At 60.4% G+C, this 23,930-nt stretch carries 20 protein-coding genes; 9 read left to right on the top strand and 11 right to left on the bottom strand.

The window, feature by feature from the left end; all coding sequences use genetic code 11:
* Positions 1-68 precede the first annotated feature (68 nt).
* A complete protein-coding gene (locus tag BW43_RS10105) occupies positions 69-1,676 on the bottom strand; it encodes a J domain-containing protein (RefSeq protein ID WP_032888362.1) in 1,608 nt (535 codons plus the stop codon).
* Between the two features lie 10 nt (positions 1,677-1,686).
* Positions 1,687-3,384, bottom strand: coding sequence for a molecular chaperone HscC (locus BW43_RS10110; protein WP_032888360.1), 1,698 nt, complete (start codon positions 3,382-3,384; stop codon positions 1,687-1,689).
* 209 nt (positions 3,385-3,593) lie between these two features.
* On the opposite strand from BW43_RS10110, the gene BW43_RS10115 reads away from it, so the two are divergent.
* Entirely contained in the window at positions 3,594-4,541 is a 948-nt protein-coding gene (locus tag BW43_RS10115; protein ID WP_032888358.1) for a hypothetical protein, read from the top strand.
* A gap of 81 nt (positions 4,542-4,622) precedes the next feature.
* On the opposite strand, the gene adeC is transcribed toward BW43_RS10115, so the two are convergent.
* From adeC to BW43_RS10130, 3 genes are read right to left on the bottom strand one after another with little or no spacing between them, the layout of a single operon-like run.
* The gene (gene adeC / locus BW43_RS10120; protein WP_032888355.1) at positions 4,623-6,080 is read right to left on the bottom strand and encodes an AdeC/AdeK/OprM family multidrug efflux complex outer membrane factor; all 1,458 of its coding nucleotides are present in this window, start codon (positions 6,078-6,080) and stop codon (positions 4,623-4,625) included.
* Positions 6,077-9,238 (bottom strand): efflux RND transporter permease subunit, encoded by a 3,162-nt coding sequence (locus BW43_RS10125; RefSeq protein WP_032888352.1) that lies wholly within the window; start codon positions 9,236-9,238, stop codon positions 6,077-6,079. The genes adeC and BW43_RS10125 overlap by 4 nt, the downstream gene beginning before the upstream one ends.
* 3 nt (positions 9,239-9,241) lie before the next feature.
* Positions 9,242-10,390: an efflux RND transporter periplasmic adaptor subunit gene (locus BW43_RS10130; RefSeq protein WP_032888349.1), complete on the bottom strand. Its 1,149-nt coding sequence runs from the start codon at positions 10,388-10,390 to the stop codon at positions 9,242-9,244.
* Between the two features lie 286 nt (positions 10,391-10,676).
* Here BW43_RS10130 and BW43_RS10135 point away from each other — a divergent pair, with 286 nt between their 5' ends.
* Positions 10,677-11,309 carry a TetR family transcriptional regulator gene (locus BW43_RS10135; protein WP_032888346.1) on the top strand — a complete coding sequence of 211 codons (633 nt, stop codon included), beginning with the start codon at positions 10,677-10,679 and terminating at the stop codon, positions 11,307-11,309.
* A gap of 306 nt (positions 11,310-11,615) precedes the next feature.
* On the opposite strand, the gene BW43_RS10140 is transcribed toward BW43_RS10135, so the two are convergent.
* From BW43_RS10140 to BW43_RS10150, 3 genes are read right to left on the bottom strand one after another with little or no spacing between them, the layout of a single operon-like run.
* Positions 11,616-12,671, bottom strand: coding sequence for an alkene reductase (locus tag BW43_RS10140; RefSeq protein ID WP_032888343.1), 1,056 nt, complete (start codon positions 12,669-12,671; stop codon positions 11,616-11,618).
* Positions 12,672-12,699: 28 nt separating this feature from the next.
* Positions 12,700-13,866, bottom strand: coding sequence for an MFS transporter (locus BW43_RS10145; RefSeq protein ID WP_032888340.1), 1,167 nt, complete (start codon positions 13,864-13,866; stop codon positions 12,700-12,702).
* Positions 13,867-13,879: 13 nt separating this feature from the next.
* A complete protein-coding gene (locus tag BW43_RS10150; protein ID WP_012722694.1) occupies positions 13,880-14,206 on the bottom strand; it encodes a helix-turn-helix transcriptional regulator in 327 nt (108 codons plus the stop codon).
* 154 nt (positions 14,207-14,360) lie between these two features.
* On the opposite strand from BW43_RS10150, the gene BW43_RS10155 reads away from it, so the two are divergent.
* Positions 14,361-14,945, top strand: a complete 585-nt coding sequence (locus BW43_RS10155; protein WP_032888337.1) for an ACP phosphodiesterase — start codon at positions 14,361-14,363, stop codon at positions 14,943-14,945.
* Between the two features lie 114 nt (positions 14,946-15,059).
* Here the strand turns inward: BW43_RS10155 and BW43_RS10160 are convergent, their stop codons facing one another.
* Both BW43_RS10160 and olsB read right to left on the bottom strand, forming a co-directional pair.
* A complete protein-coding gene (locus BW43_RS10160) occupies positions 15,060-15,851 on the bottom strand; it encodes a lysophospholipid acyltransferase family protein (protein WP_032888334.1) in 792 nt (263 codons plus the stop codon).
* Positions 15,851-16,606: an L-ornithine N(alpha)-acyltransferase gene (olsB, locus tag BW43_RS10165; protein ID WP_032888332.1), complete on the bottom strand. Its 756-nt coding sequence runs from the start codon at positions 16,604-16,606 to the stop codon at positions 15,851-15,853. The genes BW43_RS10160 and olsB overlap by 1 nt, the downstream gene beginning before the upstream one ends.
* Before the next feature lie 184 nt (positions 16,607-16,790).
* Here olsB and BW43_RS10170 point away from each other — a divergent pair, with 184 nt between their 5' ends.
* The 4 genes from BW43_RS10170 (at position 16,791) to BW43_RS10185 (ending at position 20,008) form a co-directional block, all read left to right on the top strand.
* Entirely contained in the window at positions 16,791-17,864 is a 1,074-nt protein-coding gene (locus BW43_RS10170) for a serine hydrolase (RefSeq protein ID WP_032888329.1), read from the top strand.
* Entirely contained in the window at positions 17,861-18,175 is a 315-nt protein-coding gene (locus BW43_RS10175) for a hypothetical protein (protein WP_032888326.1), read from the top strand. The genes BW43_RS10170 and BW43_RS10175 overlap by 4 nt, the downstream gene beginning before the upstream one ends.
* Before the next feature lie 83 nt (positions 18,176-18,258).
* The gene (locus BW43_RS10180; RefSeq protein ID WP_032888323.1) at positions 18,259-18,849 is read left to right on the top strand and encodes a YceI family protein; all 591 of its coding nucleotides are present in this window, start codon (positions 18,259-18,261) and stop codon (positions 18,847-18,849) included.
* Position 18,850: 1 nt separating this feature from the next.
* Complete coding sequence (locus BW43_RS10185) at positions 18,851-20,008, top strand: phosphatidylserine/phosphatidylglycerophosphate/cardiolipin synthase family protein (RefSeq protein WP_032888320.1); 1,158 nt, start codon at positions 18,851-18,853, stop codon at positions 20,006-20,008.
* A gap of 127 nt (positions 20,009-20,135) precedes the next feature.
* Here the strand turns inward: BW43_RS10185 and bglX are convergent, their stop codons facing one another.
* Positions 20,136-22,427, bottom strand: a complete 2,292-nt coding sequence (bglX, locus tag BW43_RS10190; RefSeq protein ID WP_032888318.1) for a beta-glucosidase BglX — start codon at positions 22,425-22,427, stop codon at positions 20,136-20,138.
* A 244-nt stretch (positions 22,428-22,671) separates the two neighbouring features.
* On the opposite strand from bglX, the gene BW43_RS10195 reads away from it, so the two are divergent.
* Entirely contained in the window at positions 22,672-23,283 is a 612-nt protein-coding gene (locus tag BW43_RS10195; RefSeq protein ID WP_032888315.1) for a LemA family protein, read from the top strand.
* Positions 23,284-23,287: 4 nt separating this feature from the next.
* A partial coding sequence (locus tag BW43_RS0127595; protein ID WP_032888312.1) for a YgcG family protein occupies positions 23,288-23,930 on the top strand: 643 nt, incomplete at its 3' end.

Here is a 23,930-nt window from a genome sequence, read left to right as displayed (position 1 = left end):
GGTTGTGGGCGATGATCGAACGCAAGTTATCGGGCCTCCCTTTGCGAGGGAGGCGTCGGTTCAATGGCTCAGAGGAAGTAGAGCAGGCTCGTCCACGGGATCTCTGGCAAGTACCTCTGGCAGAGTAGGGTGACCGCTGCCATCACGGCCAGGAAAGCCACCTGCAGCGGACTCCAGTGCGCCCAATGCAAGCCGCTGACCCAAGGGTAAAAGTGCTCGACATACTCATTCACTTTGCCGATACGCCTGCGGTGAAACAGATGTATGCCGATCATTCCCACGTACGTCAGCATGCCCATCACGCCCAGCAGTAAGCCGAACATCAGCAGCATGCCCACTTGAGGAATGCCGTGGCGCAGCACCAGCCAGTGTTGATGAGGGTTGAACCGTGACGGCAGCAGGCGCTTGCTGAGCCACAGGTCCTGGACGATCAGGTGTGATGTCAAGACAGCCCACAACTGAGTGCCACGTATGCCGATAATGGCCGGAGCAAAGGTCAGTATCACCACAATGACGGCGTCGCTGAGCCTATCCATTTTTGTATGTGGGGAAACGGCCAAGGCGGCTGCCAGCGCCAGGCCACCCCATACCCGTATCCAACTTCGATGGGAGACCGGCCTGGGGAGGAATTCTCGCCAAAAAAATACATTGGCCTGGGGAAGCCGCTCAACCAACTGCGGGTAGCGCCAGGCCAGAACTTCGGCCAGATGCTGGCAGGCGTTCCAGGCATTACTGTCGAAGCTCTGCGTCATCTGTTTTTGTTGCGTCGCCGACATTGGCGTGAGCAACAGGCGCGCCGCCATGGCGTCGGCGGATTTCCATGTCGTGTCCCGGGCCTTGTCTTGCAGGTTGGCGTAGAAGCTTTCCTGTTCGCAACGCGACACCAATTCGCGCCACATCCACGCCGGTTCCGGGTATACGCCTTTCTGGTCGTCCCAGCCGAATGCTTGGCACACGCGCTCGAACAGCGGCACGCTCCATTGGGTGTCATGCAACAGGTGCAGGACGATGCGCTGCCACTGCTGTTGCAGGTCGAACACCTGCAGCCAGGGTTGGTCGTTGTACTGCGTGAGCTGGGTGATGAATTCGCGCTCGGCCTTTTGCTCCAGCAGTTCCTGCAGGGTGCGGCGGTAGTCTTGCAGCAGCTCGCCGGTCAGCGCTTCGTATTGCCAGGACGTCATTGCCACCTGCTGCCAGGGGGTCAGCCATTCCAGGTGTTGCGCGGCCCAACCGGCGATGGCGCTGCGTTCGCCCGGTGCTTCGAAGCAATGGCGCAACAGGCCGGCCTGGAACGCATCGGTGCAGCCCTGTCGCTGAGCCTGGGCCCAGCGTTCATCAAGGTTACGCGCGTTGAGGCCATTGAGCAGTGCCTGGGCTGGGGCTGTTGTGAGTGGCTCGAAGGGCGCAGGGCTGACGGGGCTGAGGTCCATCAGTTCGGTCAGGTCATTCAGGTTTCCGTAGACCGCTTCGGCCACGGGCGCCTGGACGTGTTCTTCCTCTTCGTTATCAGCCCGCCAGCGTACTTCACTCAGCGCTTGTTCATAGGCTTCGCGCAGGCGCTGGAAGCCTTTGGCATCGTCATCCGGGCGACAGTTTTTCAGCATCCGCGCATAGCTGCGCTTGATGGCACGTTCGTCGGCGTCTTCCGGCAGTTGCAGCACGCTCCAGCAATCCATGAGTGTGCCCTCAGCGCCAGAACCCATTGTCGAGCGGCTCAAGTTGCCGGGTCAGTTCGCTACGGGCCTCGCGGATGCGGCGTTCGTCCTGGGTGTCGAGTATCTGCTGGAACTGTGCGGCCCAGTGGCCGAGTTGCTCACGCAGCTCGCCGAGGTTTTCCTGGTAGAGCCGTTCGAGGCGCGCGGTGAGCACGGTGTTGACCTGCTGGTCGCGCGGGTGAACTTTCAACTGCGCCAGGGCTTGCAGACGTTGCTGGATTTCCTGCGGGCTGAGCACGCCGGGGTTGTTTTCGATCACCAGTGAGTGCTGCTCGCCGGTCAGGGGGATGCTCACCTGGGCTTCCAGCAGGCCGTTGTTGTCGTAGGTGAAGCGTACGTCCAGCGAGACTTCACCGGCCTTGCGCTTGGGTACCGCGATGTCCAGTTGGCCCAGTTCGATGTTGTCTTTCACCAGGCGGCTTTCGCCCTGGTAGATCTTCAGCAGCACCTGGCTCTGGTTGTCGTGCAGCGTCACCACGCTTTTGACCCGGCTCACCGGTACGCTGCTGTTGCGTTCGATCAACGGCAGGTAATGGCCGCTTTCGATATGGCCGCCGTACTGGTTCGAGGTTTCGATGCCCAGGGTGTAGGGGCACACGTCGGTCAGAACGACTTCTTCAAGCGCAGCGGAACGGGCTTTGAGCGCGGCCTGGATCGCGGCGCCGTGGGCGACCACTTGGTCGGGGTCGAGGCTGATCGATGGGAAGCGCCCGAACAATCCGGCGGCGAGTTTGCGCACCAGCGGCATGCGCGTGGTACCGCCCACCAACAGGATCTCATCGAGGTCGCTGACGCGAATCCGTGCATCGCGCAGGGCGCGTTCAATCGGTGCGCGCAGGCGTTCCAGCAGCGGTGTGTAGAGCTTGGCCATTTCCTGTTGAGTGATGGTCTGCACCCACTGTTGGCCATCGACCCGCAGAGCGAACTCGGCGCTGTCGTCCTGGCCCAGGGCTTTGCGCACACGTTCGGCTTCGCGGCGCAGGGCCTGCAGTACGCTGTTGGTGGGCGGGAAACCGTCGGCATTACGCTGGCTGTCGACGAAGTGTTCCAGCAGCAGGGTGTCGAAGTCTTCGCCACCGAGGAAGTTGTCACCGGCACTGGCACGTACTTCCATTACGCCGTCGAACAGTTCGATGATCGACACGTCAAAGGTGCCGCCGCCTAGGTCGAAGACCAGGAATGACGTCTCTTTGTCGCGCTGGTGCAGGCCGTAGGCGAGGGCGGCGGCGGTGGGTTCGTTGATCAGTTTTTCAACATTGAGCCCCGCCAATTCACCGGCGATGCGCGTGGCTTTGCGCTGACCATCGCTGAAGTAGGCGGGCACGCTGATGACGGCTTCGGTGACGGGGTGGCCGTAGGTACGTTCGATATCTTCCTTGATGCTCTTGAGTACCAGCGCCGAGAGTTCTTCGGGGCGGAACGAGCGATCACCCAGACGCACTTCAGTGGCGCTGCCCATGTAGCGCTTGAACAGCGAAGTCGTCAGGTGCGGGTGGGTGTGCAGGCGCTCTTTGGCGGCCTGGCCTACCAGGACACGGCCTTGATCATCCAGCCCGACCACGCTTGGGGTCAACAACTGGCCAAGGGCATTGGGCACCAGTTCAGCGGCATCCCCACGCCAGACGGCCGCGAGGCTGTTGGTGGTTCCCAGGTCGATTCCTACGATCATTACGACAAGCTCCCTCTGTGGTCTGTAAGAATCTGTGACCAATTTTAGCCTGAAAGGTTGTCGGGAAAGCAAGGCGCGCTCAACTCGCTAGCTTCGGAGCTATGGCTGGGGGAGTCTACTGTCAGGGTTGACAGTAGAAGGGCGAGGGGCAAGGGCTTATGTTCAAGGTGGTGGCAGTCGCTTTTTAAGATGCTCAAGGAGAAGAACTCATGAGCTTTGGATCAGATATAGGTAGCTATTTGACGTCTTCCGATAAATTTGAAGCCCACTTGATTATTGAGGGCGAAGAGCCGACCCCGATCAATTTCGACACCTATGAAGTGAGCTATATCGAGGGCTTCCAATTCTTTATTCGCCTGGGGCTTGAGGACAACCCTGGTTCGAAAAACGAATTGACCCTTGAGGCCCGTGAGCTGAAAACAGGCCAGACCTACCCTATCGGCCCACAAGCACCGGGGATCAAAGCGAGCTTTGGCCTGGAAGGCTATGTTGAGTATTTCCCGGCTGATTATTCGGGTTTTCTGACGGTTGAGCGCATTGAGCGTAGCGATGTTGGTAATACAACCCTAAGTCTGCGTTTTTCGATCTATTTCAAACCCGATGGCAAACCAGAGATGGAAGTTAGTTGCCAGACTCTTGAACTTTCAGCCTTTGCGGCAGGGGGGACGCCGGTGGGCGGTACGTTTGAAAAGGCGTCAAAAGGCAGCACTGAGGCAGCGCTTGCACCGATTCCAACGTTTTGTGAGATTGCGGTCAGGGTGAATGGGGGATACGAAGTCATAGATTTGGGGAATATTTACTTTGTCAGATACCCGGACTTGAGCTTCTTCATACAGTGCACGCCACGAAATGGCTCCACGCGCGCAACGCTTGAATTTCGTGGCGATGAATTGAAGGCCTACACCAATTATCCGATCACCGGAATTGATGGCCGGAAGCGTCAGGCAGGCAGTGTTGACACATTTTTTATATTGCGGCCTGAATTCTCAGGTAGCTTTTCTGACCCCACCGGAGAATTTCGAGTTCTGCGTACTCACGATTCCGAAGAAGGATTCTGGTGTCAATGTGAGTTTGAGTTTTCAGTGACTGCGGGTGGCTCAGAATATAAGGTTGAAAGCCTTGTATTCCAGATTCAAGTCAGTGAAGCGAACGCGTGAGACAGACGCCAGATCTCAATGAAACGTTAGGCATAAAAAAACCGCTTCCCGGCAAGGAAGCGGTTTTTTAGTTCAGCGTGATCAGAACAACTTCAACGCCGGTGCTTCTTCTTTCAACGGCTCATTCTTCGCCGTCTGCTCGTTCCAGCCGCCGCCGAGGGCCTTGTACAGGTTGACCTCGCTGGTCAGCTGCGCCAGGCGGTCGGTGATCAGCGATTGCTGGGCACTGAACAGTTGGCGTTGTGCGTCGAGGAAGGTCAGGTTGCTGTCGACACCAATGCGGTAGCGACGCTCAGCCAGGCGGTAGTAATCCTGGTTGGCCCCGACGAAGCCACGCTGGGCATCCAGTTGCTGCTTGTAGGTCTCACGGGCGGCGAGGCCGTCGGAGACTTCTTGGAAGCCGGTCTGGATGGCTTTCTCGTAGTTCGCCACGTTGATCTCTTTCTGGATCTTCGAGTAGTCCAGGCTTGCGCGCAGGCTACCAGCGTTGAAGATCGGGATGTTGATCTGCGGTGCAAACGACCAGGTCCCCGAACCGCCTTTGAACAGACCGCCCAGGGTCGGGCTTGCGGTGCCCGCACTGGCCGTCAGGGTGATGCTCGGGAAGAACGCTGCACGGGCCGCGCCGATGTTGGCGTTGGCCGCCTTGAGGTTGTACTCGGCCTGCACGATGTCGGGACGACGTTGCAGCAGGTCCGATGGCAACCCGGCCGGCACGTCGCTGAGCAGGTCATCCGACAGTGGCTTGCTGGCGATATTCGCCGGCAGGCCGGTGCCCAGCAGCAGGGTCAGGCTGTTTTCGTCCTGGGCCACCTGGCGGGTGTAACGCGCCAGTTGCACGCGGGCGTTTTCCACCGACGTGCGGGCCTGGCTGAGATCGAGGGCCGAGGCCACGCCGACTTCGTTGCTGCGCGAGGTCAGTTTGAAGCTCTGCTCGAACGCGCCCAGGGTGTCCTGGGTGAGCTTGAGCAGTTCCTTGTCGGCCTGCCAGGTCAGGTAGGCATTGGCCACACTGGCCACCAGGCTGATCTGGGTGCTGCGCCGCGCTTCTTCGGTGGCGAAGTACTTCTGCAGCGCTTCTTCACTCAGGCTGCGTACACGGCCGAACAGGTCCAGCTCGTAAGAACTGATCCCCAGGCCAGCCGAGTACTGGCTGGCGATGGTCGCTTCACCGGTCTGCGACAGCTTGGCCGGCGTACGCGAACGGCTGCCGCTGCCCGTGGCCGATACGGCCGGGAACAGATCGGCGCGCTGGACCTGGTACTGCGCGGCATAGGCATCGATGTTCAGGGCAGCAACGCGCAGGTCACGGTTGTTTTCCAGCGCAGTCTTGATCAGCTGTTGCAGGGCAGGGTCATGGAAAAACTGTCTCCAGCCCTGCTCGGCAGCGGCCTGGTTCGGCGCCTGGGCCGGCGAATACGCCGGCCCCTGCGGGAACTGTGCCGCCACCGGCGCTTCGGGGCGCTGGTAGTCAGGTATCAGCGAGCAGCCACTGAGCACGAAGGCGGTGACGGCTAGGGAAAGTAGCGACTTGCTCATTGGCCAGCCTCTTTAGGAGTTTGCTTAGGTTCAGTCTTTTTACGCTCGCCCGCGGCGGACACGGTTGCAAAGAACAGTGGCACCCAGAAGATCGCCAGGACAGTGGCCGTGATCATACCGCCAATTACGCCGGTACCGATCGCGTGCTGGCTGCCTGAACCGGCGCCCGAGGAGATCGCCAGCGGCAGTACGCCGAGGACGAACGCCATGGAGGTCATGATGATCGGACGCAAGCGCATACGCGATGCTTCGATGGCGGACTCGACAATGCCTTTGCCTTGTTCGTGGAGCTCTTTGGCGAACTCCACGATCAGGATGGCGTTCTTCGCCGCCAGACCTACCGTCACGAGCAAGCCCACCTGGAAGAACACGTCGTTGGACAAGCCGCGCATGCTGGTGGCGATCAATGCACCCACCACGCCCAGCGGAACCACCAGGATCACTGCGATTGGGATCGACCAGCTTTCGTACAGTGCCGCGAGGCACAGGAACACCACCAGCAGCGACAGCGCATACAACGCCGGCGCCTGGGAGCCGGAGAGGCGTTCTTCATACGACAGGCCCGTCCAGGCGTAGCCCACGCCCGCTGGCAATTGCTTAGCAATGCGTTCGACTTCGGCCATGGCGTCACCGGTACTGTAACCCGGTGCTGGCGTACCGAGGATTTCCATCGCCGCCACACCGTTGTAACGCGAGAGTTTTGGCGAACCGAAGATCCACTTGCCCGAGGCGATGGACGACAACGGCACCATCTTCCCGGAGTCGCTGCGCACGAACCATTTGTTCAGGTCTTCCGGGGACATCCGGCTGGCGGCTTCACCTTGCACGTACACCTTCTTCACCCGACCGCGGTCGATGAAGTCGTTGACGTAGCTGCCACCCAGGGCAATCGCCAGGGTCTGGTTGATGCTCGACAGGGTGATGCCTTGGGCACTGGCCCTCTCGTCGTCAACGGTGAGTTCGTACTGCGGCTCATCGTTCACGCCGTTAGGGCGCACACCTGCCAGGATCTTGCTTTGTGCTGCCATACCCAGGAACTGGTTACGTGCCGCCATCAGTTTGTCATGGCCGACACCGCCTTGGTCTTGCAGGAACACGTCGAAGCCGGTGGCGTTACCCAGTTCCAGTACAGACGGCGGAACGATGGCAAATACCATGGCGTCCTTGAAGGTCTGCATGAAGTAGCCCTGGGCGCGCTTGGCGATCTCGAATACCGAGGTGGAAGCATCACGCTCGCCCCACGGTTTGAGCATCACGAAGGCCAGGCCCGAACTCTGGCCACGACCGGCGAAGTTGAAGCCGTTCACGGTAAACACCGATTTCACGCCTTTGCCTTCGCCCGGCTCGCCTTCCTTGTCGTTGAGAAGGAACGCGCGCATATCGTCGATGACTTTTTGCGTCCGTTCAGCCGAAGAGCCGACTGGTGTCTGCACCTGGGCAAAGATCACGCCCTGGTCTTCATCGGGCAGGAACGCAGCAGGGATGCGCATGAACAGCCAGATCATGCCGGCGATGATCAGCGCGTACACCAGGAACGCCGGGATCTTGTGCTTGATCATGTTGCCCACGCCGCGCTCGTAGCTCAGTACGCCACGGTCGAAGGTGCGGTTGAACCAGCCGAAGAAACCACGCTTGGGTTGGCCGTGCTTCTCGGGGTCGATCGGCTTGAGCATGGTGGCGCACAAGGCCGGGGTGAAGATCAGGGCAACCAGTACCGACAGCGCCATCGCCGAGACAATGGTGATGGAGAACTGTTTGTAGATCACACCGGTGGATCCACCGAAGAACGCCATCGGCAACAGTACCGCCGACAGTACGAGGGCAATACCCACCAGGGCGCCCTGGATCTGGCCCATGGATTTGATCGTCGCGTCTTTCGGCGATAAGTGCTCCTCGGCCATTACCCGCTCAACGTTTTCGACCACCACGATGGCATCGTCCACCAGCAAGCCGATGGCCAGGATCATGCCGAACATGGTCAGGGTGTTGATGGTGAAGCCAAACGCGGCCAGGATCCCGAAGGTACCCAGCAATACCACCGGCACCGTCATGGTGGTGATGATGGTGGCGCGGAAGTTCTGCAGGAACAGGAACATCACCAGGAACACCAGCACGATCGCTTCGACCAGGGTGTCGACGACACCGGAGATCGATTCGGTCACTACAGGCGTGGTGTCATAAGGCACCACGGCCTTCATGCCAGGCGGGAAGAACGGTTCGAGCGACGCCACGGTGGCGCGGATGGCCTTGCCGGTGTCCAGCGCGTTGGCGCCCGAGGCCAGCTTGATCGCCATACCCGAAGCGGGCTTGCCGTTGAACTGCGCAGCAATGCTGTAGTTCTGGCCACCGAGCTCAATACGGGCGACATCCTTCAGGCGTACCTGTGAGCCGTCGGTATTGACCTTCATCAGGATATTGCCGAACTGCTCGGCCGTCTGCAGGCGGGTCTTGCCGATGATCGTGGCGTTCAACTGGGTGCCGGGCAGGGCAGGCAGGCCGCCCAGTTGGCCGGTGGCCACCTGTACGTTCTGTGCGGAAATCGCCGTGCTGACATCCACCGGCGTAAGCTGGTAATTGTTCAGCTTTGCCGGGTCAAGCCATATACGCATGGCGTACTGCGAACCGAACACCTGGAAGTCACCCACACCAGCGGTCCGTGAAATCGGGTCCTGGATGTTCGAGACGATGTAGTTGGAGAGGTCGTCCTTGGTCATGCTGCCGTCTTCCGACACCAGACCGATTACCATCAGGAAGTTCTTCACCGACTTGGTCACGCGGATACCCTGCTGCTGCACTTCTTGCGGCAGCAGTGGGGTCGCCAGGTTCAGCTTGTTTTGCACCTGAACCTGGGCGATGTCCGGGTTAGTGCCCTGGTTGAACGTCACGGTAATCGTCATGCTGCCGTCGGAGTTACTGTCCGAGGAAACATAACGCAGGTTGTCGATACCGTTGAGCTGTTGCTCGATGACCTGTACCACGGTGTCCTGCACGGTTTGTGCGGACGCGCCTGGGTAGGTCACCTGAATATCAATGGCGGTCGGCGCAATGGCCGGATACTGGTTGATGGGCAACTTCATGATCGAAAGTGCCCCGACCAGCATGATCACCAGGGCAATTACCCAGGCGAAAATGGGACGGTCGATAAAAAATTTCGACATGGATTACTCCCCTTTGCCAGCAGCGGCAGCAGGAGCAGCAGCGGAACCTGCGGGCTTGGCGTTGTCAGCGTCCTTGACCTTGACCTCAGCGCCCGGCTTGACGTATTGCAGCCCTTCGGTGATCAGGCGGTCCCCGGCGTTCAGGCCTTTTTCCACCAGCCAGTAGGCGCCGGCGGTGCGGTTGGCCACCAGTTCACGCTGCTCGACCTTGTTGTCGGCGTTGACGATCAGCGCTGTTGGAATACCCCTGAGATCACGGGTCACGCCTTGCTGCGGTGCCAGGATGGCCTTGCTGTTCACACCGGCTTGCAATTGGGCGTGTACGAACATGCCCGGCAGCAGGGTGTGGTCAGGGTTAGGGAACACGGCGCGCAGGGTGACCGAGCCGGTGGTCTGGTCGACCGAGACTTCGGAGAACTCCAGCTTGCCGTCCTGGCCGTAATCGCTGCCGTCTTCCAAGGTCAACTTGACCTTGGCGGCATTCGCACCGGCTTTTTCCAGCTGACCGCTCTCCAGGTCGCGGCGCAGTTTCAGCATTTCAGCCGACGACTGTGTGACGTCGACGTAGATCGGGTCCAGTTGCTGAATCACGGCCATCGCATCGGCCTGGCCATTGCTGACCAGCGCGCCTTCGGTGACGGCAGAACGGCCGATACGCCCGGAAATCGGCGCGTACACCTTGGTGTAGCGCACATTGATCTGGGCGGTTTGAACGTTTGCTTCGGCAGTCATGCGGTTCGCGACGGCGGTGTCGTATTCCTGACGGCTGACGGCTTGTTCATCAACCAACTGCTTGTAGCGATCGGTGATGGACTTGGTCTGGGTCAGCGTGGCTTGTGCGCTTTTCAGGGTGGCCTCATAGACCGACGGATCGATCTGATACAGCTGCTGGCCTTCCTTCACGTCGGCGCCTTCTTTGTACAGACGCTTGAGGATAATGCCGTTGACCTGAGGGCGAACTTCCGCGATGCGGTAGGCGGTGGTGCGGCCTGGTAGCTCGGATGTCAGAGTAAAGGCTTGCGGTTGAAGGGTGACCACGCCGACCTGAGGGATTTGAGCGGGCGGAGCCGCTTCTTCCTTTTTACATCCGCTGAGCAGCGATGCCAGGGCGACGGCAGTGACCAGAGCGGTAACAGCTGGCTTAAGTTGCATGAAGATCCTCGGGTCAGGCGCGCAGGGTGCGCACAAGAAGGGTGGAAGGGTAAAAAACAGGCTGTGAGTAGATAAGTAGCTTGCTACGCAATATACTTACGTTCATGGTTGTTTGTAAACTCTTGACAGGCTTCGCGCAATGTTGACAAAGCAACACCCGAAGCCTCGATTCCATTACGTTCGGCACCCATGACGGTGTCGTCCCACAAATATTCAGATGATCGTTCGCGTCTATTAACGTTGCGTTAACGATAGTCTCAAGTGTCCTGATTGAGGTTCTACTGCCATGGTTCGTCGCACTAAAGAGGAAGCTCAGGAAACGCGCAGCCAAATTCTTCAAGCCGCCGAGCAAGCCTTTTACGATCGTGGCGTCGCGCGTACGACGCTGGCGGACATCGCCGCGTTGGCCGGCGTGACGCGGGGCGCGATTTACTGGCACTTCAGCAATAAGTCCGACCTGTTGCAGGCGCTGCTCGACACTTTGCATGAGCCGCTGGACGAATTGGCCAGAGCCAGTGAGAGCGAGGACGAACTCGATCCACTGGGGTGCATGCGCAAGCTGCTGATTCATCTGTTTCATCAAGTGGCCCTGGACCCGAAAACCCGCCGCATCAATGAGATTCTGTTTCATAAGTGCGAATTCACCGATGAAATGTGCGACATGCGCCGCCAGCGCCAGACCCACAGTCTGGAATGCAATCTGCGCATCGGCCTGACTCTGCGTAATGCGGTCCATCGCGGGCAACTTCCGGAAAACCTCGATACCACCCGCGGTGCTGTTTGCATGCATGCCTACATCAACGGGCTGATTGGCCAGTGGCTGTTGGTCCCCGACAGCTTCCAATTGCATCAGGAAGCCGAGCGCTGGGTAGATGCAGGGCTAGACATGCTGCGTCTGAGCCCGAGCCTGCGCAATTGAAACAAAATGCGTAATTGCATCAGGTTGTGTCAACAGTAAAGCTTAAGGACGGTCAATCGTCCTTCTGCCTGATTGGTGGGATGACTTTATATACGGGCTGGTGGGCGGTTGATAGGTAGCCGCCTAAGTATTTTGTAGGGATTTTGTTGCGGTTCTGTGAAGCAATGTAGCCAGAACCTGTAGGCCGCCAACAACGTGAAAGGGGGGCTTGCCCCCGATGGCAGTGGTTCAGTCAACACATACAGTGACTGACGCACCGCCATCGGGGGCAAGCCCCCTTTCTCATTTGGTTTTAGTTTCGGCCGATTAAAGCGGCAGGGTCGGGTAGTCGATGTAACCCACCGGGCCCTTGCCGTAGAAGGTTTCCGGGTGTGCTTCGTTGAGCGGCGCATCGGCCTTCAGACGTGCTGGCAGATCCGGGTTGGCAATGAATGGTACGCCCCAAGCCACCGCATCCGCTTTGCCCTCGGCCAGCCAGGCATTGGCGCTGTCTTTGGTAAAGCGTTCGTTGGCGATGTATACGCCGCCGAACGCTTTTTTCAGCTGTGGGCCGAGGCTGTCCGCGCCTTCTTTTTCACGGGAGCAGATGAAGGCGATGCCACGTTTGCCCAGTTCGCTGGCGACGTAGGTGAAGGTTTCCGCGAGGTTATCGTCGCCCATGTCGTGGGAGTCGGCACGCGGTGCCAAATGCACACCCACACGCCCGGCGCCCCAGACTTCGATGGCTGCGTCGGTCACTTCCAGCAGCAGGCGCGCACGGTTTTCCAGGGAGCCGCCGTAGTTATCGGTGCGCTGGTTGGTGCTGCTTTGCAGGAACTGGTCGAGCAGGTAGCCGTTGGCGCCGTGGATTTCCACGCCGTCAAAACCAGCGGCCTTGGCGTTTTCGGCACCGGTGCGGTAGGCGTCGATGATGTCGGCGATTTCAGCTGTTTCCAGGGCGCGCGGGGTAGGGTAGTCGGCCAGTGGGCGAACCAGGCTGACGTGGCCTTTTGGCTGGATCGCACTCGGCGCCACCGGAGTTTCGCCGTTCAGGTAGGACTCATGGGAGATACGACCCACATGCCACAGTTGCAGGAAGATCTTGCCGCCCGCGCCGTGAATTGCCTTGGTCACGTTGGCCCAGCCGCGCACTTGGTCGTTGGACCAGATGCCTGGGGTGTCCGGGTAGCCCACGCCCAGCGGGGTCACGGAGGTGGCTTCACTGAGGATCAGCCCGGCGGACGCACGTTGCACGTAGTACTCAGCCATCAGTGCGTTGGGTACGCGGCCTTCATCAGCGCGGCAGCGGGTCAGCGGCGCCATGATGATGCGGTTCGACAGTTCCAGGTCGCCCAGTGTGATCGGATCGAAAATAGTCGTCATGGGAAAACACCCTTCTCTTTGAAGTTGATCAGTTGGTCGCAGGGGCCAGGTCGGCATCGCCGCCCTGACGGAAAGTAATCAGGGTCACCAGCAGCGCCAGGATCGCCAGGGCCGCTGCCGCCAGAGGCACGCTGGTCAGGCCGAAGCCGTGGGCGATCACGCTGCCGCCGACCCAGGCGCCGAGGGCGTTGCCGATGTTGAAGGCGCCGATGTTCAGGGTGGACACCAGGTTCGGTGCGGCCTTGCCGAAGGTCACCACGTTGATCTGCAGCGCAGGGACTGCGGCAAACGACGCGGTGGCCCACAGGAACAGCGTGATTTCAGTCGGGATCACCGCGACGCTGGTCCAGGTCAGTGCGGTGGATACCACCGCCATGCTGATAAACACGCCGATCAAGGTTGCGGCCAGGCGTTTGTCGGCCAGTTTGCCGCCGATGATGTTGCCCACGGTGAGGCCCAGGCCGATCAACAGCAGGGTCCAGGTCACGCCTTTGGGTGTCACGCCGGTGACATCGCCGAGCAGCGGCGCAACATAGGTGAAGAGGGTGAACATCGATGCTGCGAACAGCGCAGTCATGCTCAGCGACAACCAGATGCCGGCACCTTTGAGGGCGGCCAGTTCGGCGCGCATGTCGAGTTTTTCTTCGTCACGCTTGGCTGGCAGGAAGCGGATCAGGCCGATCAACGCCACCACACCAATCACCGTCACCGCCCAGAAGGTCGAGCGCCAGCCGGCTTCCTGGCCCAGCGCGGTGCCCAGCGGCACGCCGAGTACGTTGGCGAGGGTCAAACCAGTGAACATCAATGCCACGGCCGAAGCGCGTTTGTTGGCTGGCACCAGGTTGGCCGCCACCACCGAGCCGATCCCGAAGAACGCGCCATGGCATAGCGCGGTAACCACGCGGGCAAACATCAGCACGTTGTAGTCGCTGGCCAGGGCGCAGAGCAGGTTGCCGACAATAAAGATGCCCATCAACGCTACCAGTGCGACCTTGCGCGGCAGCTTGGCGGTGGCCAGTGCCATGAAGGGCGCGCCAATGGCCACGCCCAAGGCATAACCGGTGACCAGCCAGCCGGCGCCGGGGATCGACACGCCGAGGTCTGCCGCCACATCGGGCAACAGGCCCATGATGACGAACTCGGTGGTGCCGATGGCGAAGGCGCTCAGGGCCAGTATGAGTAGCGAGAGGGGCATTTGGGTTTCCTTGTTACAGCGCTGCGTTGTCGTCAGCGCTGAGTTCTGTGGTGAGCGCCGCAAGGAAGGCCTGGATGGTTTCCTCGTTGCGTTTGAAGAAGTGCCACTGCCCGGCCTTCTGGCTGCTGATCAAACCCGCCCGTTGCAAGGTGGCCAGGTGGGCCGACACGGTCGACTGGGACAAGCCGCAGCGTTGGTCGATCTGACCGGCACAGATGCCGTATTCGTGGTTGTGCAGTTGCTCGGGGAATTGCACTTTCGGGTCTTTGAGCCAGGTGAGGATGTCTCGTCGTACTGGGTGCGCCAGGGCTTTTATTATTTCGTCGAGGTCGATGGACATGGCAGGTGCTCAGTGTCGTAAAGCGTTATATCGCGATGAGGCGAACCTTAAATCGTTATATCCCGATATACCAATATGATTTTGGTCTTAACTCAGCCCAAATCGGTATATCGGGTTATAACGATACGTTGGCGGCAGTGCTAGACTGCGCGCCATGAATTATCTCGCACATCTGCACCTAGGCGGCCAACTTCCTGCACAACTGCTGGGCAGCCTCTATGGCGATTTCGTCAAAGGTCGCCTGCAGGGCCAGTTCAGCCCGCCCATCGAAACGGCGATCCAGCTGCATCGCTCCATCGACCGCTTCACCGACAGTCACCCGCGGGTGGGAGAGGCGTTGTCGCGTTTCAGCCTCACCCGCAGGCGTTATGCGGGAATCGTCCTCGACGTGTTTTTCGATCACTGCCTGGCGCGGGACTGGGCTCTGTATGCCGACCAACCCTTGGAGCACTTCACTTCGCAGGTGTACCGCGTGCTGGCGGCCGAACCGCAGTTACCGGGACGCTTGGCGCAGATTGCGCCGTATATGGCCGCGGATGATTGGTTGGGGTCGTACCGCGAGTTTGCGGTGATGGAGCAGGTGCTGCGGGGGATTTCGCGACGGCTGACACAACCCCAGGAATTAGGGTTTGCGATGCAGGAATTGCGTGAGTTGTATGAGCCGTTGAGTGAAGACTTCCGGATCTTCTACCCCGAACTGCAAGCCTTCGCGCATAACCACCTGACAACACAAAGCTAAATGTGGGAGGGGGCTTGCTCCCGATTACGGTGTACCAGCCACCACTGATGCTGGCTGATCCACTGCTATCGGGAGCAAGCCCCCTCCCACATTTGGAACAGTGTCTGGCTCATATCACGCGGCAAAGGCTGGTCGCGTCGCTACTTGTTCAGTCTCCGGCACCGGCCCAAACAACGCCCTCTGCACCGCCTGCTGCGCCTGATGCGCCAGCGCCGCGCGTTCCTGCCCGGCGCAGGCAATCGGCTTGAGCACATGGATCTCCACATCGCCCTGATCATTGCCGAACAAGCGCATCAGGTGCGACAGCAAATCATCATCGCCAATAAACGGTGCCAATGGGTCCACTTGCCCATCGCGCAGATAACGAATCGCCACCGGTTGAAGCGCCACGTCCGCATCAATCGCACTGGCCAGCAAGCGTCCGTGGAAGGTACGCAGGCTGCGCCCGTCGGTGGTGGTGCCTTCGGGGAACATCAGCAATGGATGCTGTTGTTCCAGGTGACGGGTCATCTGCTTGCGGATCAACTGGCTGTCGCCCGAACCACGACGGATAAACAGGCTACCGGCCTTGGCTGCCAACCATCCCGCCACCGGCCAAGTGCGCACTTCCGCCTTGGACAGGAACGACATCGGCGCCACCGCGCCCAGCAACGGAATATCGGTCCAGGACACGTGATTGCTCACCCACAGCATCGGCTGCGTCGGCAACTCACCGTGCACGGTCACGCGAAAGGGCAGGGCGTTGGTCAGCCGCGCCATAAAGAATCGCGACCAACGCTGGCGCCGCACCATGGAGTTGGCGATGCCCAAGCGCTCGAACACACCAAACACACTGGCCATGCTTAAACCCAGCGCCACGACCACCAGCACGCGGGCAATGCGCCCGTACACGCGCAGGCGGCTCATCACATGGCCGCCTTGAAGTGGCGCGCATAACGCGGGCACAACTCATCGCGCTTGAGCAGGATGAACACGTCGGCCACCTGGAAATCTTCATCCCAGCACGGCTCGCCGCAGATCTTTGCGCCCAGGCGCATGTAGGCCTTGAGCAGCGGAGGCATCTCCGCGATTACGTTGGTCGGCAGGTCCAGCGCCGGCAGCGGTTTTTTCGGTTCGGCGCGCAGGTGTTCGTTGCACAGGTAGCGTTCGCGCAGGCGCTGCATGATTGCGTGGGCCTGGATGCCGCCGTCGTGCATCGGGATGCTCGCGCAGCCCATCAAATAGCTATAGCCGCCTTGGTTGAGGACTTCAGCCAACTCGCCCCACAGCACAGCGATGGTGCCTCCGTTACGGTAGGCCGGGTCGACGCAGGTGCGGCCGATTTCCAGGATTGGGCCTTGCAGGTGCAGCAAGCCGTGCAGGCTGAATTCTTCTTCGCTGTAGAACCGGCCCAAGGTGCTGGCAGCCTGGTGGTCGAGCAAACGGGTGGTGGCGACGAGTCGTCCGCTGTTCAAATCCCGCACGCCGATGTGGCTGCAGTGAACATCATAGTCATCCATGTCCAGACCCAGTTCCGCGCCTTTCAGCTTGGCGTTGAACTCGCCGCTGAATACGTTGAACCGCAGGGCCTGGGCTTCCTGCAACGCTTGTGCGCCAACCAGGCGTTCGGCTTGCAGACGGCGTTCATTGCCGGTGTCGCTGATGCGGGCGATCTGAGTCATGGCGAATCTCCGAGTGCCAGCCACGTTCCGGCCGGTCGACTTGTTTGTCCAAACTCAGGCTATGTAGGCTCGGTGTCATCTCCATGAAGTTATGGTGACGCTTGGATGACAGCCCCTTTGTCGCAAATCTGTCATCACCCTCGGCTAGGCTCGCGGGCTTGAATGCCCCCTTGAGTCTGTGTCCATGGTCAGAGGCCTGCTGTGCGTTGCCCTGCTGTTTGCCACCGTTACCGCCCGCGCCGACACCTGGCCCGACAAGGACTGGGCCAAGGGCACGCCGCTCGCCGAGCCCGCCATCCAAGCACTGGATGCCTACGCGTTCCCGCCGCGTGACGATGCCACTCGCCAAGGCGTTCGCACCGATGCGCTGCTGGTAATCCGCGACGGCCAGATCATCTATGAACGCTACGCCGCGCCCACCACCGCCGACACGCCGCACCTGACCTGGTCCATCAGCAAGAGCCTGATGGCCACTGTTCTGGGCGTCGCCTATGGCGATAATCGCTTCAAACTGACTGACCCGGTGGCGCGCTTCTACCCGCCGATGAAGCAACATCCCACGGTGACCATGGCCGACCTGCTGCACTGGGCCTCGGGCCTGGACTGGCAGGAAGACTACGAATACGCCCCGCTGAAATCCTCGGTGGTGGCGATGCTCTATACCCGTGGCCGTGCCGATATGGCTGAGTTCGCCGCCAATACCGAATCCTTCAGTGCACCGGGCCAGGTCTTCCGCTATTCCAGCGGCGACAGCAATATTTTGTCCGCCGCGCTCAAAGGCATGCTGGGTCACAAGGCTTATATGAGTTACCCGTGGGATGCGCTGTTCAAGCCGCTGGGCATTCGCAACGCCACGTGGGAAACCGATGCCGATGAAACCTTCGTCGCCTCGTCCTATGCCTACCTGACCGCGCGCGATTTGGCCCGCGTCGGTTTGCTGATGGCGCGGGACGGTCGCTGGGGCGAGCAACAATTGCTGCCTGAAGACTGGGTGGCTTTCAACCGCCAGCCCTTCGACAAATACAAGGCCGGTCAGGACGAAGCCGTCCCTGGCGGTCATTGGTGGCTGAACCAGGGCACCCCGCGACCCTGGCCCGACGCCCCCGCCGACACCTTCGCCGCCCTCGGCCATTGGGGCCAGGCGCTGTACGTGATGCCTACCGAACACCTGGTGATCGTGCGTTACGGCGACGATCGCGACGGCAGCTACCGCCACAACGAACTGCTCAAACGCGTGCTCGCGGCGGTGCAACCATGATCCGTCGTCGGCCGTTTACCAGTGTCTTTTTACTGTTGGTCCTGGGCCTGCTGGGTTGGATCTGGCACGAGCGCGTTAACCTGCAAGCCTTCCCCGACATCATTGCGGCGTATACCGCCAAGGAGTATTGCTCGTGCCGGTATGTGGCGAACAATCCAGCCGATTATTGCCGGGGATATGTGAAGCAGTACGTGCCCACCAGTGCGTTCAGTGATAACCAGGAGCGCAGTGAAGTGACGGCGAGCGGGTTGGGGCGTACGCACCGTGCACGCTGGTTCGGCGACCGCCAGGGCTGTCGCCTGAGTCCTTGACCCGCCCCGCCTCCACATTGGATTTGCGCCGCTTGTGACATTGCGCTTAAGGTTCGTGCAGGTTTTTTCCCCACGAGTCCTTAATGTTCAACGCGTCTGTTATCAAACCCCTGGCCTTTGCCCTGCTGGTCGCTGCCGCCGTACCCGCCCACGCCGATTGGTACCTGGACAACGAGTCCTCGCGCCTGTCGTTCGTCACCACCAAAAACACCGAGATCGCTGAAGTCCATCGCTTCCTGGTGCTGCACGGTAAGGTCGACAGCAAGGGCGCGGCGCAATTGGAAGTGGAGCTGGAGTCAGTCAACAGCAGCATCCCGCTGCGTGACGAGCGCATGCGCAATCAGCTTTTCGAGATCAAGACTTTTCCTGATGCGCTGATCAGTGCACAGATCAACCTGCAACCGATCAATGACCTGGCCCCCGGCGCGCAACTGGAATTGCGCCTGCCGCTGAACGTCACCTTGCACGGCAAAACCCAGACCTACAGCGCAGAACTCCTGGCCACGCGCCTGGATGACCGGCGTTTCCAGGTGGTGACCCTGGAACCTGTGGTGTTGCACGCCGAGGACTTCGACCTGGCACCGGGTGTGGCGGCATTGCGTGAAGCGGCGGGGCTCAAGTCGATCAGCTTGTCGGTGCCGGTGGGTGCGGTGCTGATTTTTACGGCGCGCTGACGTGAGCGGCGCGGTGTTCCCGTGGCGCAGCGCCAACCGTTTCGAGTTGTTGATCGACGGACCGAATTTCTTTCCACAAATGCTCGTGGGCATTGCCCGCGCTGAGCGCCAGGTGGATCTTGAGTTGTACTTGGTGGAGGCGGGCGCGTGCGCCGAAGCGCTGGTGCAGGCTTTGGTGCTCGCCGCCGAACGTGGCGTGCTGGTGCGTTGCCTGTTCGATGACTACGGCAGTCTCGCGTTCACCCTGGGACTGCGTAAGCGTTTGACCGATGCCGGTGTGGTGCTGCGTTTCTACAATCGCCTGAGCTGGCGCCGTTGGATGCGCAACCTGTACCGCGACCACCGCAAGCTGCTGCTTATCGACCAGAATATCGCCGTGGTCGGCGGCACAGGCGTCACCGATGAATTCTGGACGCCGGGCGAAGACACCGCCGAATGGCACGAAGTGATGGTGCAGATCAGCGGCCCGCTGGTGCTGGATTGGCAGGCGCTGTTCGATCGCCAATGGCACGCCAACGTGGCGCGCCGTGAGTGGAAACCGGCCACCCATTTCGGTTTGCCGCGCCTGCCCAAAGTACCAGCGACCGGCCCGGGACTGGGCCGTGTCGCGTATGCGGACGCCCGTCAGCACCGCGACATCCTGCAATCGCTGATCCGCGCGCTCAACAGCAGCAAGACACGAATCTGGCTGGCCACGCCGTATTTCTTGCCCACATGGGGCGTGCGCCGTGCCTTGCGCCGGGCGGCAGGGCGTGGGGTGGATGTGCGTTTGCTGCTCACCGGCCCGCGTACCGATCACCCGTCGGTGCGTTACGCCGGGCATCGCTATTACCCACGCTTATTACGCTCGGGCGTGCAGATCTTTGAATACCAGCCGTGCTTTTTGCACCTGAAAATGGTGCTGGTGGACGATTGGGTCAGCATCGGCTCGTGCAACTTCGACCACTGGAATCTGCGCTTCAATCTGGAAGCCAACCTTGAAGCGTTGGACCCGGAACTGACGCTGGCGGTGGAAGGCAGTTTCGAACGGGATTTTGCCCAGAGTCAGGCGGTGAGCCTGGAGGCGTGGAAGGCGCGACCGTTGTGGCGACGGGTGAAGCAGCGGGTGTGGGGGTGGATTGATCGGTTGGTGGTGAACGTGCTGGACCGACGCGGCTAGCAAGAACACTGAGATCAAATGTGGGAGGGGGCTTGCCCCGATAGCGATGACTCAGCTCCAGATCTGCTGGCTGGTACACCGCAATCGGGGGCAAGCCCCCTCCCATATTGTTTGAGCGCGTCAGGCGTTAGAGCAGTTCGAACGTCTGCTGCTGCACATCCCGGGAGTCCAGGCCGATCTGTACATTGAACTCGCCGGGTTCCGCCGCGTACTTGAGCTGGGTGTTGTAGAACTTCAAGTCTTCCTCGGTGATGGTGAAGTGCAAGGTGCGCTCTTCACCAGCCTTGAGCATGATTTTCTGGAAGTTCTTCAGTTCTTTGATTGGACGGATCATCGAACCCGCGACGTCCTGGATATACATCTGCACCACGGTTTCGCCGTCGACCTTGCCGGTGTTCCGCACCGTGACGCTGGCGTCGAGCTTGCCAGTCTTGTTCAGAGTGGTGGACGACAGCGCCATATCCGACAGGCTGAACGTGGTGTAGCTCAGGCCATAACCAAACGGGAACAGCGGCCCGGTGGTGTCATCGAAGTACTGCGAGGTGTAGTTGCCCGGTTTGCCTGGGGTAAACGGCCGGCCGATGGTCAGGTGGTTGTAGTAGGTCGGAATCTGGCCCACGGAGCGTGGGAACGTAATCGGCAGCTTGCCCGACGGGTTGTAGTCACCGAACAGCACGTCGGCGATGGCGTTGCCGCCTTCGGTGCCGGCGAACCAGGTTTCCAGGATCGCGTCGGCCTGTTGGTTCTCTTCCAGGATCGACAGCGGGCGGCCGTTCATCAGCACCAGCACCAGCGGCTTGCCGGTGGCCTTAAGCGCCTTGATCAGGTCGCGCTGGCTTTGCGGGATGTTCAGGTCGGTGCGGCTCGACGATTCGTGGGACATGCCACGGGACTCACCCACGGCCGCGACGATCACGTCGGCATCCTTGGCCGCTTTGACGGCCTCATCGATCAGCACCTGCGGTGCGCGCTTGTCATCCACTACTTCCGGGGCATCGAAGTTGAGGAAGTTGAGGTAGTCCACCACGGCCTTGTCGTTGGTGATGTTGGCGCCACGGGCGTAGATGATCTTGCCTTTCTCGCCGATGACCGCATTCAAACCGTCGAGCAGGGTCACCGATTGTTCCGGCTTACCGGCAGCGGCCCAGCTGCCCATCATGTCGATCGGCGCCTTGGCCAGTGGGCCCACGAGCGCGATGGTCGCGGATTTTTTCAGTGGCAGGGTGTTGTTCTGGTTTTTCAGCAATACCAGGCTGCGGCGCGCGATATCGCGGGCGTCGGCGCGGTGCAGGCGGCTGTCGGCATAGGTGTCTGCCGGGTCATCCTCAGCCTTGCCGATGCGCAGGTACGGGTCCTTAAACAGGCCCATGTCGTACTTGGCGCCGAGCACTTCGCGCACGGCGTTGTCGATGTCGCTCTGTTCGATCTCACCGGACTTGAGCAGCCCAGGCAATTCCTTGCCGTACAGCGAGTCGTTCATGCTCATGTCGATGCCGGCCTTGATCGCGAGCTTCGCGGCTTCACGCCCGTCCTTGGCCACGCCGTGCTTGATCAGTTCGAAGATCGCGCCATGGTCGCTGACGGCCAAGCCTTTGAAGCCCCAGTCCTTGCGCAGCAGGTCGTTCATCAGCCAGGTGTTGGCGGTGGCGGGCACGCCGTTGATCGAGTTGAGCGCCACCATCACGCCGCCGGAGCCGGCCTTGATCGCCGCGTGGTACGGCGGGAGGTAGTCCTGGTACATCTTGACCGGGCTCATATCGACCACGTTGTAGTCGCGGCCGCCTTCCACTGCGCCGTACAGGGCGAAGTGCTTGACGCTGGCCATGATGCTGTCGGCATTTGCGGGGCTGGCGCCCTGGAAGGCCCGGACCATGACTTCGGCGATTCGCGACACCAGGTAGGTATCTTCGCCGAAACCTTCGGAGGTACGGCCCCAGCGTGGGTCGCGGGAGATGTCGACCATCGGCGCGAAGGTGATGTCGAGGCTGTCAGCGGCGGCTTCCTGTGCAGCGATGCGCCCGGAGCGGCCGATGGCGTCCATGTCCCAGCTGGAGGCCAGGGCCAGGCTGATCGGGAAGATGGTGCGGTGACCGTGGATCACGTCATAGGCGAAGAACATCGGGATCTTCAAGCGGCTGCGCATGGCCGCGTCCTGCATCGGACGGTTTTCCGGGCGGGTGATGGAGTTGAACGTGCCACCGATGCGGCCGGCGGCGATTTCCTTGCGGATCAGCTCGCGGGGCATTTCGGGGCCGATGCTGATCAGGCGCAATTGGCCGATCTTCTCATTGAGGGTCATCTGCTTGAGCAGGTCGCTGACGAAGGCGTCCTTGTCTTTAAGCGCAGCAGGCTTTGTTTCTGCCCAGACGGGGTGGGTGGCCAGCGTGGCAACAAGGCCGAGCAAACACAGCTTCTTCATGAATATCCTTTTTCGGCTCACTGCACAGCAAACATGCGCTGTTCTGCCAAAATGTGGGGAACATATGTTGTTGTTCGAGTGTTATTGCAGAAAATGCACCACACTTCTGAACTCTTATTTGCGCTGGGCATCTTTTTAGCTGAATGATTCGATGCAATCCAGTAGTGGGAGCGGATTATGCCCCAAGCGCGCGGTTTATAGGGTCAGTCGTCAAATTCCATCAAGATTGCTCAGGAGAGACACCATGCAAGCAGCACAAGGTTACCGCTGGGGCTTCAAAGCCGCAGCTTTGCTATTGATCAGCACGGTGCTGAGCGGTTGCGGCATCAACACTATCCCCACCCTGGACGAACAGGCCAAAGCCGCCTGGGGCCAGGTGCAGAACCAATACCAACGTCGCGCCGACCTGATCCCTAACCTGGTGGAAGTGGTCAAAGGCTACGCTGCCCATGAACAAGACACCCTCACCGCCGTAATCGAAGCGCGGGCCAAGGCCACCTCGATCCAGGTCGACGCCAGCACCCTCGACAATCCCGAGAAACTCAAACAGTTCCAGCAAGCCCAGGACGGTTTGAGCGGCGCGCTTAGCCGCTTGATGGTGGTGTCCGAGCGCTACCCGGACCTTAAGGCCAACCAGAACTTCCTGGCCCTGCAATCCCAGCTTGAAGGCACCGAAAACCGTATCGCCGTGGCCCGTCGTGATTTCATCCAGGCCGTGCAGGCTTACAACACCGAGATCCGCACCTTCCCAGGTCGTCTGTGGCACAGCGTGATGTACAGCGACTTGCCGATCCGCCAAACGTTTGAAGCCACCAGTGCCGATGCCGATAAAGCACCGCAAGTGAAGTTCAAGTAAGCCGATGCGCTTATTACGGATAGGGCTGGCGCTGTGGCTGCTGGCCTGCGTGGGCGTGGCCCAGGCAGCGCTGACCTTCCCGGAGTTGACCGGACGGGTGGTCGACAACGCCCAGATGATCGACCCGGCGGTGCGCGCGCAGTTGTCCCAGCAGTTGCAGGCGCTGGAGCAAACCGCCGGCGACCAGATCGTGGTGGTCACCGTGCCCGACCTCCAAGGCGTGCCTATTGAAGACTTCGGTTATCAACTGGGGCGCCACTGGGGCATTGGCCAGAAGGGCAAGGACAACGGCGCGCTGTTGATCGTCGCCCGCGATGAGCGCAAATTGCGCATCGAAGTCGGTTACGGCCTGGAAGGCGTGCTGACCGATGCGCAGTCCTGGGTGATCATCAACCAGGTGATCACCCCCAAATTCAAAACCGGCAATTTCAGCCAGGGCATCAGCGACGGGGTGGCCGCGATGATCCAGGTGGTGGGCGGTGAGCCATTGGCGGTACCGGCCCATGTGGCCGATGCCAATTTTGCCAAGGATAATCCCGGGTTTTCCATCGGCCTGGTTATCCTGCTGATTGGCGTGTTGTGGCTGTGCAACCGTATGGGCCTGCCGGTGGGCGCGATCCTGCTGGCGATTCTCAGCAGCAGTGGAC

The sequence above is a fragment of the Pseudomonas sp. RIT357 genome (genome assembly GCF_000632245.1).
GTDB lineage: Bacteria > Pseudomonadota > Gammaproteobacteria > Pseudomonadales > Pseudomonadaceae > Aquipseudomonas > Aquipseudomonas sivasensis.
Note: the sequence above shows the minus strand (reverse complement) of the source record. Positions and strands in the feature narration are given on the sequence as shown.

Excerpts from the sequence above, each read along its gene's own strand:
- bglX (WP_032888318.1), bottom strand. The coding sequence starts at position 22,427 with ATGAAGAAGCTGTGTTTGCTCGGCCTTGTTGCCACGCTGGCCACCCAC.
- BW43_RS10180 (WP_032888323.1), top strand. The coding sequence starts at position 18,259 with ATGTTCAACGCGTCTGTTATCAAACCCCTGGCCTTTGCCCTGCTGGTC.
- BW43_RS10160 (WP_032888334.1), bottom strand. The coding sequence starts at position 15,851 with ATGAGCCGCCTGCGCGTGTACGGGCGCATTGCCCGCGTGCTGGTGGTC.
- BW43_RS10130 (WP_032888349.1), bottom strand. The coding sequence starts at position 10,390 with ATGCAACTTAAGCCAGCTGTTACCGCTCTGGTCACTGCCGTCGCCCTG.
- BW43_RS10125 (WP_032888352.1), bottom strand. The coding sequence starts at position 9,238 with ATGTCGAAATTTTTTATCGACCGTCCCATTTTCGCCTGGGTAATTGCC.
- BW43_RS10135 (WP_032888346.1), top strand. The coding sequence starts at position 10,677 with ATGGTTCGTCGCACTAAAGAGGAAGCTCAGGAAACGCGCAGCCAAATT.
- adeC (WP_032888355.1), bottom strand. The coding sequence starts at position 6,080 with ATGAGCAAGTCGCTACTTTCCCTAGCCGTCACCGCCTTCGTGCTCAGT.
- BW43_RS10150 (WP_012722694.1), bottom strand. The coding sequence starts at position 14,206 with ATGTCCATCGACCTCGACGAAATAATAAAAGCCCTGGCGCACCCAGTA.
- BW43_RS10110 (WP_032888360.1), bottom strand. The coding sequence starts at position 3,384 with ATGATCGTAGGAATCGACCTGGGAACCACCAACAGCCTCGCGGCCGTC.
- BW43_RS10105 (WP_032888362.1), bottom strand. The coding sequence starts at position 1,676 with ATGGATTGCTGGAGCGTGCTGCAACTGCCGGAAGACGCCGACGAACGT.
- BW43_RS10115 (WP_032888358.1), top strand. The coding sequence starts at position 3,594 with ATGAGCTTTGGATCAGATATAGGTAGCTATTTGACGTCTTCCGATAAA.
- BW43_RS10175 (WP_032888326.1), top strand. The coding sequence starts at position 17,861 with ATGATCCGTCGTCGGCCGTTTACCAGTGTCTTTTTACTGTTGGTCCTG.
- BW43_RS10170 (WP_032888329.1), top strand. The coding sequence starts at position 16,791 with ATGGTCAGAGGCCTGCTGTGCGTTGCCCTGCTGTTTGCCACCGTTACC.
- BW43_RS10140 (WP_032888343.1), bottom strand. The coding sequence starts at position 12,671 with ATGACGACTATTTTCGATCCGATCACACTGGGCGACCTGGAACTGTCG.
- olsB (WP_032888332.1), bottom strand. The coding sequence starts at position 16,606 with ATGACTCAGATCGCCCGCATCAGCGACACCGGCAATGAACGCCGTCTG.
- BW43_RS10195 (WP_032888315.1), top strand. The coding sequence starts at position 22,672 with ATGCAAGCAGCACAAGGTTACCGCTGGGGCTTCAAAGCCGCAGCTTTG.
- BW43_RS10145 (WP_032888340.1), bottom strand. The coding sequence starts at position 13,866 with ATGCCCCTCTCGCTACTCATACTGGCCCTGAGCGCCTTCGCCATCGGC.
- BW43_RS10155 (WP_032888337.1), top strand. The coding sequence starts at position 14,361 with ATGAATTATCTCGCACATCTGCACCTAGGCGGCCAACTTCCTGCACAA.